This is a genomic window from Pseudomonas mediterranea CFBP 5447, from assembly GCF_000774145.1.
In the GTDB taxonomy this organism is placed as follows: Bacteria; Pseudomonadota; Gammaproteobacteria; order Pseudomonadales; family Pseudomonadaceae; genus Aquipseudomonas; species Aquipseudomonas mediterranea.
Window position 1 is genome coordinate 991,658 of the sequence record NZ_KN322983.1, and the last position, 16,163, is coordinate 1,007,820.

General features: G+C 63.9%; 6 protein-coding genes. 3 read left to right on the forward strand and 3 right to left on the reverse strand.

All coding sequences use genetic code 11. The annotated features are described in order from the left end of the window. Positions 1 to 358: 358 nt before the first annotated feature. The 3 genes from N005_RS09815 to syrB1 are packed head-to-tail and all read right to left on the reverse strand — an operon-like array spanning position 359 to position 4,426. Positions 359 to 1,570, reverse strand: a complete 1,212-nt coding sequence (locus tag N005_RS09815; protein ID WP_047701002.1) for an alpha/beta fold hydrolase — start codon at positions 1,568 to 1,570, stop codon at positions 359 to 361. Positions 1,571 to 1,629: 59 nt separating this feature from the next. After that, positions 1,630 to 2,565 (reverse strand): syringomycin E biosynthesis L-threonyl-[L-threonyl-carrier protein] 4-chlorinase SyrB2, encoded by a 936-nt coding sequence (gene syrB2, locus N005_RS09820; protein WP_047701003.1) that lies wholly within the window; start codon positions 2,563 to 2,565, stop codon positions 1,630 to 1,632. A 16-nt stretch (positions 2,566 to 2,581) separates the two neighbouring features. After that, positions 2,582 to 4,426, reverse strand: a complete 1,845-nt coding sequence (syrB1, locus tag N005_RS09825) for a syringomycin E biosynthesis L-threonine--[L-threonyl-carrier protein] ligase SyrB1 (RefSeq protein ID WP_047701004.1) — start codon at positions 4,424 to 4,426, stop codon at positions 2,582 to 2,584. A gap of 347 nt (positions 4,427 to 4,773) precedes the next feature. Here syrB1 and N005_RS09830 point away from each other — a divergent pair, with 347 nt between their 5' ends. The 3 genes from N005_RS09830 to N005_RS09840 form a co-directional block, all read left to right on the forward strand. Continuing rightward, positions 4,774 to 5,835 (forward strand): TauD/TfdA family dioxygenase, encoded by a 1,062-nt coding sequence (locus N005_RS09830; RefSeq protein ID WP_047701005.1) that lies wholly within the window; start codon positions 4,774 to 4,776, stop codon positions 5,833 to 5,835. A 34-nt stretch (positions 5,836 to 5,869) separates the two neighbouring features. Beyond that, entirely contained in the window at positions 5,870 to 7,567 is a 1,698-nt protein-coding gene (locus N005_RS09835; RefSeq protein WP_047701006.1) for a cyclic peptide export ABC transporter, read from the forward strand. A gap of 310 nt (positions 7,568 to 7,877) precedes the next feature. Continuing rightward, positions 7,878 to 16,163: non-ribosomal peptide synthetase (locus tag N005_RS09840; protein WP_047701007.1), on the forward strand; the 8,286-nt coding region annotated here is incomplete at its 3' end.

Consider the following 16,163-nt stretch of genomic DNA (forward strand, 5'->3'; position numbering starts at 1 on the left):
AGTCAACATTGTTGCTGACTGACGTACCGTAATCGCGAGCAAGCTTTGTTCCCACAGGTTGGTGGCTTAATTGACTGGCATCAGGGCAGGCCCCTGTCTTGCAGCTCAAACAGCCACCGACTCCAGGGTCGATCAAAGAAGCGGAAGGCGGCACCCTGCTCAGATCATGAGTCCAAAGGCGGGCAGAGTCTGATGCCAGTCCTGGTGACGCAAAACCTGTGGGAGCAAAGCTTGCTCGCGATAGCGGCAGACCAGTCAACATTGTTGCTGACTGACGTACCGTAATCGCGAGCAAGCTTTGTTCCCACAGGTTGGTGGCTTAGTTGACTGGCATCAGGGCAGGCCCCTGTCTTGCAGCTCAGACAGCCACCGACTCCAGGGTCGATTCAAGGAAGCGGAAGGCGGTCTGTTTCGAACGGTGGGTCGATTCGAAGAACGCCAGGTGGCTGCCGTTGCTCTCCACGTGCAGCAGTGCATCGCTGATGGACTCGGCAATGCGCTGGGAACCGCCGATGTGGGTGGTTTCGTCGGCGTCGCCGGCGACCACCAGGGTCGGCACGCTGATCTGTTCCAATCGTGATTGCAGCTCGGTCTTGTTCAATGCATCGTTAAGCCGCGCATAGCGGTAGAACAGCTCCTCGTTGACATAGGGGTAGAGCGCCGCATGGGCGATCGAGTCCGGGATGGTCGCCAGTGTCGCCTGGTCCAGGAACAACGCCTGCAAGTCGCTGGCTTCGTTGCGGTCGACGGCGGCCGACTCCATCAGCCATTCGAAGTTCTGCTGATGGGCGGTGCGCAGGCTGTTGTCGCCGAGGTTGTAGTCGCCGTGCCACAGGCTCAGGGAGTTCACGCGCTCGGGGTGGAGGGCCGCGGCGCTCAAGGCGATCACCGCGCCGCCGCAAATCCCCATAAGGTGCGCATTGGGCAGCTCGTAATGGTTCATCACGTTGATCAGGTCGCCGACCTGGGCATCGGTGTCCACGGAGAGTTGGTCGAACGAGGTGCAGGATCCGAACAGCCCCCGGGTTTCCCAGGTGACCACGAAGAACCGCTCGCTCAGCGCATTGAACCAGTCGCGACACAGGTCGAACGGCATGCCGCAAGGCAGCGCCAGGACGATAGCCGGGCGCCTTTGATCGGTGCTGGCATGCACCGATAACGCAACATTGTCGCGGGTGATCAGGTGCACGGTCTCGACCTCGGGCACCGAACCACTGAAATCGAAGTGTCTGACCAGGCGCCCGAACTCCTTGATACTTTCGAACTCGTCGAAGTGGTCATAGGAAAAATCCAGCGCCTGGCAGATTTTCTTGCTGATGAACATCTCGAAGGAAGACAGCTGCGCCTCGCCATCGTGCAAGTACTGCACGGCTTTGACGCCGATGCGTGCAAAGGTGGCGCTGACCGCCCGTTCCGTGGCTCTCACGCTGGGGGAGGCCTGGTCGATTGGCGGCTCATTTGCCTGAGCGAGAAAGCTCAGGCAAATGGGGTCGGGCAGATGGATGGCAAGGTGCCTAAGCATCCTCACGGTCTCGCACAGGCGCGTTGCTGCGTCGGTGGAAATAGTCATGGATTGGGGGACTCCTGTCAGGCACGTTGCGCATGCCACTGTCTTATGGCACTGAAAAATCAGACCGCTTCGAATTTCTTGCCTCGGGTGGTATGGGTGACAAGGCGGTTGTATTCCGGGGTCTTGTCCCCGATCACCTGGACCGCGCCGTATTTTTCAAGGCTGATGCGACCGCCGTATTCCTCGATGTGGTCGGAGTCCGGGTAGATCTTCACGAAGGACGGCACATAACGCGAGGCGAAGCCCATGCGCATGTCCTGTGACTCGCCGCTGTGGGGGTAGGAGGCGTGCATCAGGGTCGACCAGAAAATGATGAACTGGCCGGCCTTCATCTGCATCGGTACGGCGGCGGATTCGTCAGGCTTGAAGTTCTCGTCGATCTGCAACTGGCGATAGTCGTAGCCGAAGAAGCCGCGGCGCACGCCGTCCTTGACCACCGTGCTGTTGTTGGCCTCGGGATCGTAGGCCATGCGCTTGGTTTCGTCGTAGTTCATGCTGTTCTGGGTGCCGGGAATGAATTGCAGGCAACCATTGGCGATGTTGGCATCGGTGAACGCGGTCCAGACGGTGATGGTGCCGCCGAAGTCTTCGTTCTCCGGCCACAGGATCTGCGGCTTGCCCGAGGCGTTGGCGAAGGTGTCGGCCTGGTGCCAGTCGGTGCCTTCGTCGCCCGGGTATTTGGGGAAGAACTCGGTGCGCCAGCACAGTACATCCGGGCCGAGGATGCTTTCGACGCGGTCGCAGATCTGCGGACGGCAGATGTGGCTGGCGAGGAATTCGTCGTCCAGGTGGCGATCATAGTTGGCAATGTTGGTGCCGGCGGAAATCGCATCCAGGTCCTGGTAGGCCGCGGCGCTGCGGTCGAGCAGGCGCAGGCGGGTACGTTTCCAGGCTTCTTTCATTTCTTCCGGGGTATAGGCGTCGAAAGGACCGATAAAACCGTTCTTCTCGAAGGACGCGCGTTCTTCCGGGGTCAAGGCGAATTTCTTGCTCATGGGCTGTTCCTTTTGGTCAATGGGCTTGGACAAGGGAGCGCTGGATGCAGTCGGCCAATACCTTGGCGGTCGCACCGTTGGCCAGTACACCGGGGTCCAGGTTGACCTTGTAGTGGGCCTTGAAGGTGCTCAGGGAGCGAATCAGTGCCAGGGAGGTACCGCCGAAGTCGAAGAAGTCATCGTTCAGGCCGATGTTCTTCAGGCCGATATCCTGCGACCAGACCTTGAGCACGAACTGCTCCTGCTCGGTAAGGTCGTCGGCCGTGTGTTGCACGGTGGCCTCTACGGATTCGGGGGAGGGCAGGCGTTGCTTGTCGATCTTGCCGTGATCGGTGACCGGCAGTTGCGCCAGAGGGATGTAGGCCGAAGGACGCATGTAGTCCGGCAGGTTGGCGGCCACCAGTGCGGCGACTTCGCTGCGGACCTGTTCGGTCCAGGCATCCACGCCCTGGGCCGGGACCACGTAGCCAACCAGGCGCCAGTCGCCGTCGCCGTAATCGTGACCGGCCACATGGGCGGCAGCCACGGCGGGGCTGCTCTGCAGGCAGGCTTCGACCTCGCCGGGTTCGATGCGGAAACCGCGGATCTTCAATTGCTCATCGCAACGCCCGGCGTAGCGGTACTCACCGTCATCGCCCAGCACCACCAGATCGCCGGTGCGATAGGCGCGGTTCGAAGTCCCCGGCAGTTGCACGAAACGCTCGCTGTTCAGGGCCGGGCGGTTCAGGTAACCCAGCGCCACGCCGGCGCCTTCGATGTACAGCTCACCGGCGGTGCCCTGGGGCACGGGTTGCCGGTCGGCATCGAGCAGGTTCAGGCGCCAGCCATCCAGCGGGGCACCAATCGACACCATGGCGGCGCTTTCCAGATCCTGCCCCAACACGCGCTTGAAGGTGGTGTGCACCGTGGCTTCGGTGATGCCATACATGTTGATCAGCGCAGGCTTCTGGTCGCCGTGGCGTTCGACCCAGGGACGCAGCACGGTGGCCGGCAGGGCCTCGCCGCCGAATACCACGTAGCGCAGCGCCAGGGGCGTCTTGGTCTGGCGGTCTGCCTCGTCGAGGCCACGGAAGGCCGATGGGGTCTGGCTCAGGACAGTCACGCCACGGTCGACCAGCCATTGATGGGTGGCGGCTGGCGAACGCGACACATCGTAAGGCACCACGGCGACGTGGCCGCCATGGGCCAGCGCGCCCCAGATCTCCCAGACCGAGAAATCGAAGCCGATGGAGTGGAACATCGACCAGACGTCGTGCTCGTTGAAAGCATATTCACGCTGGGTGCTTTCCAGCAGGCGGCTGACGTTGCCGTGGGCGACCAGCACACCCTTGGGTTCGCCGGTGGAGCCGGACGTATAGATGACGTAGGCCGGTGCCTGGTCGGGGTTGCGGCGGTCGACCTCGGCAATCGGTTCCAGCGCCGGGCCGGCCAACAGATCGGCCAGGGGCAGGGCGCGCACGGACGCGCTCTGGGCCAGCTCGGCAGGTGCGCCGATCATCAGGCTCAGGCCGCTGTCACGGACGATGTGTTCGACGCGCTTGCCCGGGTATTGCGGATCGACCGGGACGTAGGCGCCGCCGGCCTTGAGGATGCCCAGCAGGCTGATGACCAGGTCGACGCTGCGTGTCAGGCACATCCCGACCAGCATGCCGTCCTTGACGCCTTCCTGGCGAAGACGGGCGGCCAGTTGCGACGAGGCCGCGTCAAGTTGCGCGTAGCTCAACGCCCGGGTGGCGTCGGAGACGGCCGTTCGCTCGGGGAATTCACGGGCCCGGGCAGTGAAGATTTCATGCAGGAATGCACCGGGCGTGAGAGGGGCTGGCGCGGGGTTGACCGATCCGCCAGTGTTCTTAATCGGCATGACTAACGCTCCTGTTGATTGCCAGGTGCAGCGTATTTGCGCGTTTGCGAAAACCGTTGCACTCGAGACGTCACTGCGGCCCACGGGATCGTTTAATGCGCCTGTGCGATTCGCAGCTGTCGCATTTCAGCACCGACTTCGTGCCGGCGTCTGTCGCGGGAAATGGGGACAAAGCGCTTTGGGACGAACGTCGACTCCGACGGTGTAACCAGGTGTGTCGGGTCTGTCCCGGTTTGCGGTGCCAGACATCACCGTGGATCAGTGTTTTTATCCTTGCCCGACAGTGGGGCGCATTGGTTTTGCCCCGTACGACGTGGATCCACGGATCCGTGGTTCAGGAGTGATGCATGAGTCTTCAAACTAACGCTTCGCCCGTGATGAGCGATGACGGGATGGCGGATTCGCTTTCCTGGCCCGGTCAGCCAGTCGATGGGCAGGTTCGATTGTCGCTGCTCGCCGATGGCCTGAGCCTGCCGGTGGTGATCGAAGCGATCGCCCCTGGCCTGGATCCGTCGGCATGGGCCGCCACCCATCGCGAGGCCATCGAGGCCTTGTTGTGCCGCCATGGCGCGGTGCTGTTTCGTGGTTTCGACCTCGCCTCGGTGGCGGCTTTCGAAGCGTTTGCCGAAGCCTTGTCTCCCGGCTTGCATGGCAGTTACGGCGACCTGCCGAAGAAGGAGGGCGGACGTAACGTCTACCGCTCCACGCCTTATCCCGAGCGGGAAATGATCCTCTACCACAACGAGAGTTCGCACCTGGAAAGCTGGCCACGCAAGCAGTGGTTCTATTGCGAACAGCCTTCCCGGGTCGGCGGCGCGACGCCGCTGGCGGACATCCGGCAAGTGCTACGGCACCTGCCTGCCGAGGTGGTGGCCCGCTTCGAACAAAAGGGGCTGACGTACAGCCGCACCTTCACCGCCGGCGTCGAGCCGAGCTGGGAATCGTTCTTCGGCACCACCGACCGTGGCGAAGTCGAGCGGCGCTGTCGCGAGCAGGGCACCGATTTCGAATGGCTCGACGGCGACAGCCTGCAAGTACGCACCCTGTGTCCGGCAGTGATCCGGCATCCGCAGACCGGCGAGGCGGCGTTCTTCAACCAGGTGCAGTTGCACCATCCGTTCTGCCTCGGCGAAGAAATGCGCGAAGACCTGCTCGACATGTTCGGCGCCGACCGTTTGCCGCGCATGGTCAGTTATGGCGACGGAACACCGATTGAAGACGAAGTCATGACCCTGGTCGGCGACGCCTATGAGGCCTGCGCCGTCAGGTTCGACTGGCGCAAGGGCGACGTGGTCATGCTCGACAACATGCTGGCCGCCCATGCTCGCGATCCTTACGAGGAACCGCGCCTGATTGTCGTGGCGATGGGCGAGATGACCGCCCGGGACGACGTCTGGCAGCCGGCCTGAGCCATATCGCGAGTTCATTCGAGGATAGCAACCCATGAAAAACCAGAAAGAGAAGAAACCCAAGCCGGGTTCGGTCATGCGCCTGCTGTGGCGCAACCACCCCTGGCTGACGTTTTTCACCTTGATTTGTGGTGTCATCAGCGGGGTCGCGTCCATCGCGGTGGTGAGTGTGATCAACCAGGCCATCCACAACGAAGGCGATCGCATGCAGGCGTTGTACTGGTTTGTCGGGCTCAGTGCCGTAGCGCTGATCCTGCGCAACGGTGCCGCGCTGTTCCCGGCCTACGCCAGCATGCGGATCATGACCCGGTTGCGCATCGCACTGTGTCGCAAGATCCTCGCCACGCCGCTGGAAGAGGTGGACCGGCGTGGCCCGCCCAACGTGCTGACCATGCTGACCAACGATATCCCGCAGCTGAACACGACGCTGATCGTCATGCCCACGGTGCTGGTGGAAACGACGGTCTTCCTGTTCGGTATTGCCTACCTGGCGTACCTGTCGTGGGTGGTCCTGGCTTTGACGGTTTCGCTGATGGTCCTGGGCGTGGGCTTGTACCTGTTCTTCTTCGCCAGCGGCGTGAGGTCCACCAATCGGGTGCGGGACGAGTTCACCGCGTTCAACGAATACACCCATGCCCTGGTGTTCGGCCTCAAGGAACTCAAGCTCAACGGCATCCGTCGTCGCTGGTTCGGCCGCTCCGCCATCGAGGCGTCTTCGACCCGGGTGGCGCGCTACAACTTCGTCGAACGCCTGTGGTACACCGCCGCCGATAACGTGGGCCAGTTCACCCTGTCACTGCTGATCGGTTGCCTGCTGTTCGCTGCGCCGCTGGTCAGCACGGTCGATCCCAAGGTGATGACCGCCAGTGTGCTGGCGGTGCTCTACATCATGGGGCCGCTGTCGCTGTTGGTGGGGGCGATGCCGGTGCTGGCGGCGGGCCGGGTCGCCTGTACCCGGCTTGCGGAATTCGGTTTCGCGATCAACGATCCACATCCCGAGCCCGTTGCGGTGGAAGCACCGAAGGTACATCTGCTGGAGCACAAGAAGACCTGGGACAGCATCGAGTTGAAGGGCGTGCGGATGAATTATCAGGACCCGCATGCCGGAAGCGGTTTCTCCCTGGGCCCCATCGACCTGACGGTGCAGGCGGGTGAGTTGATCTACATCGTGGGCGGCAACGGTTGCGGCAAGAGCACCCTGGCCAAGGTGTTATGCGGGCTCTACATCCCGCAGAGCGGCGAGGTGCTGCTCGACGGCTTGACGATCACCGACGAGAGCCGCAGTGACTACCGCGATCTGTTTTCCGCGGTGTTCTCGGACTTCCATCTGTTCAATCGCCTGATCGGTCCCGACGAAGAAGAGGGCAGCCCGGACCTGGCGAACAAATACCTGGAAACCCTCGGGCTGGCCGACAAGATCAAGATCGAAGGGCACGGCTATTCGACGCTGAAGGCCTTGTCCTATGGCCAGCAGAAACGCCTGGCCCTGGTATGTGCCTATATGGAGGACCGGCCGGTCTACGTGCTCGACGAATGGGCCGCCGACCAGGACCCGCCGTTCAAGAAGTTCTTCTACGAGGAGCTGTTGCCGGACCTCAAGCGGCGCGGCAAGACGGTGCTGATCATTACCCATGACGACCAGTACTTCCAGCTGGCTGACCGGATCATCAAGCTGGCGGACGGGCACATCGTCTCCGATATCAACTGCGCCATTCGCGACAAGCGCGCCTGAATGGCTGTTCTGACTGCACCGTCCGGCTGGCGATGTTGTAGCGACAACACCCCTGCCAACCTGTGAAAGACGCCTGACACCAACCCGCACCCGACAGCAGTGGAACTCTGCCGGGTGGCGCCGGCTGTCTGTGCGGATCTGCATCATCAACTCCAGGCGTGCCCTGTTGCGTGTGTCCCGGGCAGCACTGACAAATATCTGAGAAGGAACGTATGACATTTTTCTTTGCTGTGGGTGATGTTATCGCCATGGGTCGCTTGACCAGCCGGAATCCAGCGCCTGCCGACGTGCAAGTGACAGGAGGCCGGGTATGAACCAGTCCCTGGAGCTTGCCGCAACCTATCCGCTGACGGCGTCCCAGCGGGATATCTGGCTGGACCAGATGACCAAGGGCGATTCGCCCCTGTACACCATGGGTGGCTACCTTCATATCCAGGGTGCCGTCGACCCTGATCGTATGCAGCAGGCAGTCGAACTGTTGGTCCGCAAGCACGATGCCTTGCGCACGGTCCTGCATTGCGACGTCGGTGGCGACGGCGTGCCCATGCAGACCCTGGTCGAGTCGCTGGAGGTGCGGGTCCCGCTGATCGATTTCTCCAATCGCCCCGAACCGCAGACCGCGGCCCAGACCTGGGTGCAACAGGGGCTGGAAGTGGCATTCGAGCTCGAGAAGGGGCCGCTGTTCCGCTTCTACCTGATCAAGCTCAACGACGCTTCGTTCTACTTCGTCGTCAACCTGCACCACATTATCCAGGACGGCTGGGGCATCAACCTGATGCTGGCGTCCCTCAGTGACCTGTACAACGCGCTGGAGGAAAACCGCGAGCCCGACCTGTCGGCACCGTCCTATGCCGGGTTCATCGAGGATGATGCCCGTTACCACGACTCGGACCGTTTCCAGCGGGACCAGGCCTACTGGCTCGACAAATACCGGGATGTGCCGGACCCACTGTTCACCGCCCGTTACCGTGATCGCTACGTCGAGCCCGTGGTGCCCAGTGCCCATGCCATGACGCCGTTCCCACAGACGCTGAACGAACGGATCGACGCCCTGGCGCTGACCCATCAGGTCTCGCGTTTCCCGGTGCTGCTGGCGACGTTGTACGTGTACTTTGTCCGCACGACCCAGCGCGACGAGCTGGTGGTGGGCCTGCCGATCCTCAATCGCTCCAATCCGACCTTCAAGCAGACCGTGGGGTTATTCACCCAGGTCAGTGCCATGCGCTTGAGATTCGCCGATGACCTGTCGTTCGGCGAGCTGATCCAAGAGGTGGCCCGCGCGCTCAAGCAGGACTACCGCTACCAGCGATTCCCACTGAGCGACATTCATCGCTCCCTGGAGCTGCGGCGTGACAACCGTGCCCAGCTGTTCGATGTGTCGTTCTCCTACGAGGAAGAGAACTATCTATACCGGTTCGGCGACGCCACGGCCTATTCGGTGAAGAGTTCCAACGGCCAGGAACAGATGCCCCTGGCGATCCATTTCCGGACCAACCCCAACGAGAAAAATGCCTGGGTGCATTGGATCTACAACCAGGCGTTCCTGCAGGCCGATGAAATCGAGGCGATGGCCGAACGCTTCGTCCACGTGCTGGAACAGGCCCTGGGTGACGATACGCTGCCGATCCGGGACTTTGTCCTGCCGACACCGGCTGAAGCCCGTCTGCTCCAGGCCTGGAACGTCAGCGATGGGCAGCGGTACGAGCACGACCGCACGATCCATGGCTTGTTCGAAGCGCGGGCCGTCGCGCAGCCGAACGCGGTGGCGGTGGTCCATGAAGGCCAGACCCTGACCTACGGCGAACTGAATACCCGGGCGAACCAGGTCGCCCATCGGCTGCTGGCCCTGGGGGTGTTCCCGGATGATCGGGTAGCCATCTGCGTCGAACGCGGCCTGGACATGATCGTTGGCCTGCTGGGTATCCTGAAGTCCGGTGCCGGCTATGTGCCGCTGGATCCGGCCTATCCCCTGGACCGCCTGGCCTTCATGCTCGAGGACAGCTCGCCGGTGGCGTTGCTGACCCAAGCGGCGCTGCAAGACCAGGTGCCTGCGCCGGCCGTCCCGGTGCTGCTGCTCGATCAGCCAGAAGCCGCGGGATTTGCCGAGCAGCCACGGCACGATCCGAATATCGGTACCCTGGCATCCCATCACCTGGCCTACGTGATCTACACCTCGGGCTCGACCGGCTTGCCCAAAGGGGTGATGGTCGAGCACCGCAACGTCGCGCGGCTGTTCTCGGCCACGCAACCTTGGTTCGACTTCGGCCCGCAGGACGTCTGGGCGCTGTTCCATTCCTTCGCCTTCGACTTCTCGGTCTGGGAAATCTGGGGCGCGCTGACCCACGGCGGTCGCCTGCTGGTGGTGCCGCAACTGGTCAGCCGTTCGCCGCAGGATTGCTATGCGTTGGTGTGCGAGGCGGGTGTCACGGTGTACTTGGTCTGCGGCTCGCGCAAGGCGGTCATGATCGCGGCCCAGGGCGAAAGCGAGCTGAAGCACAACCTGCGCCAGGTGATTTTCGGCGGCGAGGCCTTGGAAACCGGCATCCTCAAGCCGTGGTACGCCCGGGCAATCAATGCCGGCACGCAACTGGTGAACATGTATGGCATCACCGAAACCACGGTGCATGTGACCTATCGGGCGCTGCAAGCGGCCGATGCCCAGTTGATCGGTGTCAGCCCGATCGGCAAGCGGATTCCCGATTTGCGCCTGTACCTGCTGGACAAGTACGGCAAGCCGGTGCCCAAGGGCGTGGAGGGCGAGTTGTACGTAGGGGGCGCCGGTGTGGCGCGAGGCTACCTGAACCGGCCGGAGCTCAATGAAACGCGGTTCCTGCCCGATCCGTTCGACACCGCTGCGAACGCGCGGATGTACCGTACCGGCGACCTCGGTCGTTGGCTGCACAACGGCGAACTGCAATACCTGGGGCGCAACGATGAGCAGGTGAAAATCCGCGGCTTCCGTATCGAGCTGGGCGAAATCGAAGCGAGGCTGACGGCCTGCGCAAAAGTGCGCGAGGCCGTGGTGATCGCCCGGGAAGACGAGCCGGGGAACAAGCGGCTGGTGGCCTATGTGCTTGCCGAAGACGGCGCCTGCGTGTCTGCGGGCGAGTTGCGCAGCGAGCTGCTGGGCTCGCTGGCGGACTACATGGTGCCAAGCGCCTTCGTGATGCTCGAAGCCTTCCCGCTGACCACCAACGGCAAGCTCGACCGCAAGGCGCTGCCGGCTCCCGATTCCCAGGCGTTTGCCCGGCGCAGCTATGAAGCGCCGGTGGGCCAGGTGGAAACCACCCTGGCCGCTTTGTGGGCCGAGCTGCTGGGCGTCGAGCAGGTGGGACGTCACGACCGTTTCTTCGAACTGGGCGGCCACTCGCTGCTGGCGGTCAAGCTGATCGAGCGCATGCGCCAGTTGAACCTGAACGCCGACGTGGGCGTGCTGTTCGGCCAGCCGACGCTGGAGACCCTGGCCGCTGCCACGAGTACCAGCGGCGGCCTGGTGGTGCCGGAGAATCGGATTCCCCGGGATGTCGAGCGCATTACCCCGGACATGCTGCCCCTGGCGAGCCTGACCCAGGGTGAAATCGATCGCGTTGTCGCAACCGTGCCGGGCGGCGCGGACAATGTGCAGGATATCTACGGCCTGGTGCCGTTGCAGGAAGGCATTCTCTATCACCACCTGGCGACCAGCGAAGGCGATCCGTACCTGTTGCTGGCGCTGTTGCGCTTCGGCAGCCGCCAGCAGCTGGAAGCCTTCGGGCATGCCTTGCAGGCGGTCATCGCCCGGCACGACATCCTGCGCACCTCGGTAGCGTGGGAAGGGCTCGGCGAGCCGGTGCAGGTGGTCTGGCGCGAGGCGCGCCTGATGGTCGAAGAGCTGGCCCTGGACCCGGCCGATGGCGACATCGCCGACCAGTTGCAGGTCCGTTTCGATCCGCGCCATACCCGCTTCGATCTGCGCCAGGCGCCGATGATGCGTATTCACTTTGCCGAAGATACTGCCGGCGGCAGCTGGGTGGCGGTGTTGCTGTTCCATCACCTGATCGATGACGCGACCTCCCTCGGCATGCTGGGCAAGGAAATCGACGCGCACCTGCAAGGTCGCGCGGCAGAGCTGCCGGTGTCGGTGCCGTATCGCAACTACGTGGCTCAGGTCCGCCTGGACAGTCATCCCGAGCAACATGAGGCGTTTTTCAGCGAGATGCTCGGCGATGTGGACGAGCCGACGCTGCCGTTGGGCCTGCAGGATGTGCAGGGCGACGGCAGCGGTATCGAAGAGGCGACGCTGTCGCTGGAGGTCGGGCTGGCCCGGCGTCTGCGTGCCCAGGCCCGGCGCCTGGGGGTGAGCACCGCCAGCCTGCACCACTTGGCCTGGGGCCAGGTGGTAGGGCGCTTGTCCAGCCGTCAGGACGTGGTGTTCGGCACCGTATTGATGGGCCGGTTGCACAGCGGGCAGGAGGCCGGACATGCCTTGGGCATGTTCGTCAACACCCTGCCGTTGCGGGTCGAGGCGGGGAACCAGGGGGTGCTGGCCGCGTTGCAGGCGACCCATGGCCGCCTGGCGGCGCTGCTGGGCCACGAACACGCGCCGTTGTCGTTGGCACAGCGATGCAGTGGCGTTGCGGCGCCGGCGCCGCTGTTCAGTGCGCTGATGAACTATCGGCAGACCGCCGTGGCGGCACAGGCGAGCGAGGATGCGGGCCAGGCCAGAATCTGGGCCGGCGCGGAAATCCTTGGCGGCGAAGAACGGACCAATTACCCGCTGTCGCTGTCGGTGGATGACCTCGGTGATTCGTTTGGACTGACCGTGCAAGCCTTGGCCGGGATCGGCGCGCAGCGGGTGTGCGGCTACGTGCACACCGTGCTCGAAGCACTGGCCGATGCCCTCGACCGGGATGGCGATACCCCGCTGCATACGCTGGCCTTTGTCCCCGCCAGCGAACGCCAGCAATTGCTGCACGACTTCAATGACTTCGATGCGGTGTACCCGTCGGGGCTGCTGATCCATCAACTGTTCGAGGCCCACGCTGAAGCTCAGCCTGAGGCCGTTGCGCTGACGTATCAAGGGCAGAGCCTGAGCTACGGTGAGCTGAACCGGCTGTCCAACCAGATCGCCCATCGTTTGATCGAGTGGGGTATCCATGCCGACGACCGGGTGGCGATCTGCGTGGAGCGCGGCCTGGAAATGGTTGCCGGGCTGGTGGGTATCCTCAAGGCCGGGGCCGGCTATGTGCCGCTGGATCCGGCTTACCCGGCCGAGCGCCTGGCCTACATGCTGGAAGACAGCGCACCGAAGGTGCTGCTGACCCAGCGCAGCCTGCAAGAGCGCTTCCCCGGGGCGGGTGTGCCGGCCTTGCTGCTCGACAGTGAGGATCGCGACGCCGCCGGCATCGACCGGCAGCCGTCCACTAACCCGGACGCTCAGGCGAGCGGCCTGAGCCCGGACAGCCTGGCGTATGTCATCTACACCTCGGGTTCTACTGGCCAGCCCAAGGGCGTGGCCATGCCGCACCGGGCCCTGGTCAACCTGATGCAGTGGCAGATCGCACAAGCCCGGCAGCAGGGGCGCGCGGTTGCACGCACCTTGCAGTTCGCGGCCCTTGGCTTTGACGTTGCCTTCCAGGAGATTTTCAGCACCCTGTGTGCCGGCGGCGAACTGTCGCTGATCCACGCCGACATCCGCCTGAATTTCCATCGCCTGTTCGAGCATATCTGCCAGCAACGCGTCGAACGCCTGTACCTGCCATGCATCGCCCTGCAAGCCCTGGCCGAAGCGGTCGCCGGCGAGCCTGAAGGTGTGCCGCTGACCTGCGACTTGAAGGATGTCATCACCGCTGGCGAACAATTGCGCATCACGCCACAGATCCGTGCGTTGTTCGAGCGCCTGGATGGCTGCCGCCTGCACAACCACTATGGGCCGACCGAGTCCCACGTCGCCACCGCGCTGACGCTGCCGGACGATGTCGCCGCCTGGCCGACGCTGCCCGCCATCGGGCAACCGGTGGCCAACACCCGTATCTACCTGCTGGACGCGCAGCAGCAACCGGTTCCGGTCGGTGTCGCCGGCGAGATCCACATCGGCGGCATTTGCGTTGCCCGTGGCTATCTGAACCGCGATGACTTGACCGCCGAGCGCTTCGTCCGCGATCCGTTCGCGGCCGATGAACAGGCGCGCCTGTACAAGACTGGAGACCTGGGCCGCTACTTGCCCAACGGGCATATCGAGTACCTGGGCCGCAACGACGATCAGATCAAGATCCGCGGCTTCCGTGTCGAGCTGGGTGAGATCGAGTCCCGGCTCTGCCAGCATGGCGGAGTCAAGGAAGCGGCCGTCGTCGCCCGTGAAGACCAACCCGGCGAGAAACGCCTGGTGGCCTACATCACTGCCCAGGCGCCGGATGCGGCGCCGGAGGCCGATGCACTGCGCGCGCAGAACGTCCGCAACGACGGCCTGATGTACCATCCGGCGGCCTACGTGCGGCTGGAAAAACTGCCCTTGTCGCCCAACGGCAAACTCGACCGCCGTGCGCTGCCGGTCCCGGAAGCGGACGCCTTCGCCAGTCGCGCGTACGAAGCGCCACTGGGCGAGGTGGAAACCACGCTGGCGGGGTTGTGGGCTGACGTGCTCGGTGTCGGGCAGGTGGGGCGGCACGATCATTTCTTCGAGCTGGGCGGGCATTCGCTGCTGGCGGTGAAGCTGATCGAGTTGATGCGCAAGGCTGGGCTCAGCGCCGATGTGCGGGTGCTGTTCGGCCAGCCTACCTTGGCCGCCCTGGCCGCGGCGGTGGGCAGTCGCGCCGAGCTGTGCGTGCCGGCCAACGGCATTGTTGCGGGCTGCGAACGAATCACCCCGTCGATGCTGCCGCTGGTGAAGCTGGACCAGGCAACCCTCGACCGGATCGTCGCCGCTGTGCCGGGCGGTGCCGGCAATGTCCAGGACATCTACCCGCTGGCGCCGTTGCAGGAGGGCATTCTCTACCACCACATCGCCGCCGAAGAAGGCGACCCCTATCTGCTGCAAGCCACTTTCGCCATGGACAGCCGCGCGCAACTCGACGGCTTTGTCGCAGCCTTGCAGGCCGTGATCGATCGGCATGACATCCTGAGGACCGCGCTGCTGCGCGAAGGCCTCGAGGCGCCGTTGCAGGTGGTTCTGCGCCAGTGCCGGTTGATGCTCGAAGAGCAGGCCCTCGATCCGGCCAGGGGCGATATCGCGGCGCAACTGCAAGGGATGTTCGATCCTCGCCGTTGCCGGATGGACCTCGACAAGGCGCCGCTGATGCGTCTGGCCTGTGCCTGGGACAGTGTGCACCAGCGCTGGGTCGCTGTTTTGCTGTTCCACCACATCGCCCTGGACCACACCGCGCTGGACGTGATGCAGGAGGAAATGCTGGCGTTCCTCAATGGCGAAGCCGACCGCCTGGAAGCGGCCATGCCTTACCGTAATTACGTGGCGCAAACCCTGCTGGGCGTGCCGCGTGAGCAGCATGAGCGCTTCTTCCGCGACATGCTCGCGGATGTCGACGAACCGACGCTGCCGTTCGGCCTGCGGGAAGTCCAGGGCGATGGCCGGGGCGTCGAAGAGGTCAAGCTGAACGTCGATCCGGACCTTTGCCGGCGTCTGCGGCAGCAGGCGCGTCAACTCGGCGTGAGCGCGGCAGCCTTGCACCACTTGGCGTGGGCAAGGGTACTGGGGCGTGTGTCCGGCCGTGAAGACGTGGTCTTCGGCACCGTGTTGCTGGGCCGCATGCAGAGTGGCGAGGGCGCGGACCGCGCCCTGGGCATGTTCATCAATACCTTGCCGTTGCGCGTCGATGTGGGTGGGCAGGGCGTACGCGCCGGAGTCAAGGCGATCCACGCGCGCCTGACGGCCCTGTTGGGCCACGAACATGCCTCGCTGGCACTGGCCCAGCGTTGCAGTGGCGTACCGGCTTCGCTGCCGCTGTTCAGTGCGCTGCTGAACTATCGGCACAGCCCGCTCCAGCAAGGCGACAGTGTCGAGCGTTGGGCAGGTACCCAGGTGTTGGAGGTCATGGAGCGGACCAACTATCCGTGCATGTTGTCGGTGGACGATCAGGGCGAAGGCTTCCTGCTGAGCGTGCAGACGGCCGGCGGGGTTGATGCCCGCCAGGTCGGCGCCTACATGCAGACGGTCCTGGCGAGCCTGGTGGAGGCACTGGAATGTGCGCCGGAATCCGCGATCAACGATGTGGAAATCCTGTCGGAAAACGAGCGCAGGCAGGTGTTGCAGGATTTCAACAACACCGCAGCCCATTTCCCTCTGGAACAGACCGTTCATGGGCTGTTCGAGGAGCAGGTGCAGCGCACGCCGGAGGCGCTGGCGGTGCTGCACGGCGGACAACGCCTGAGCTATGGCGAACTGAACGAGCGGGCCAACCGACTGGCGCATTACCTGCGCGGGCAGGGTGTGCGGCCGGATTCGCGGGTGGCGATCTGTGTCGAGCGTGGCCTCGACATGGTGGTCGGGTTGCTGGCGATCCTGAAGGCGGGCGGGGGTTATGTACCGCTGGATCCGGCGTACCCGGCGGATCGGATTGCCTACATGCTGGAGGACAGCGCGCCAGCCGTGGTGCTGGCCCAG

Coding starts and splice junctions, on each gene's coding strand:
- syrB2 (WP_047701003.1), bottom strand. CDS start 2,565: ATGAGCAAGAAATTCGCCTTGACCCCGGAAGAACGCGCGTCCTTCGAG.
- syrB1 (WP_047701004.1), bottom strand. CDS start 4,426: ATGCCGATTAAGAACACTGGCGGATCGGTCAACCCCGCGCCAGCCCCT.
- N005_RS09815 (WP_047701002.1), bottom strand. CDS start 1,570: ATGACTATTTCCACCGACGCAGCAACGCGCCTGTGCGAGACCGTGAGG.
- N005_RS09835 (WP_047701006.1), top strand. CDS start 5,870: ATGAAAAACCAGAAAGAGAAGAAACCCAAGCCGGGTTCGGTCATGCGC.
- N005_RS09830 (WP_047701005.1), top strand. CDS start 4,774: ATGAGTCTTCAAACTAACGCTTCGCCCGTGATGAGCGATGACGGGATG.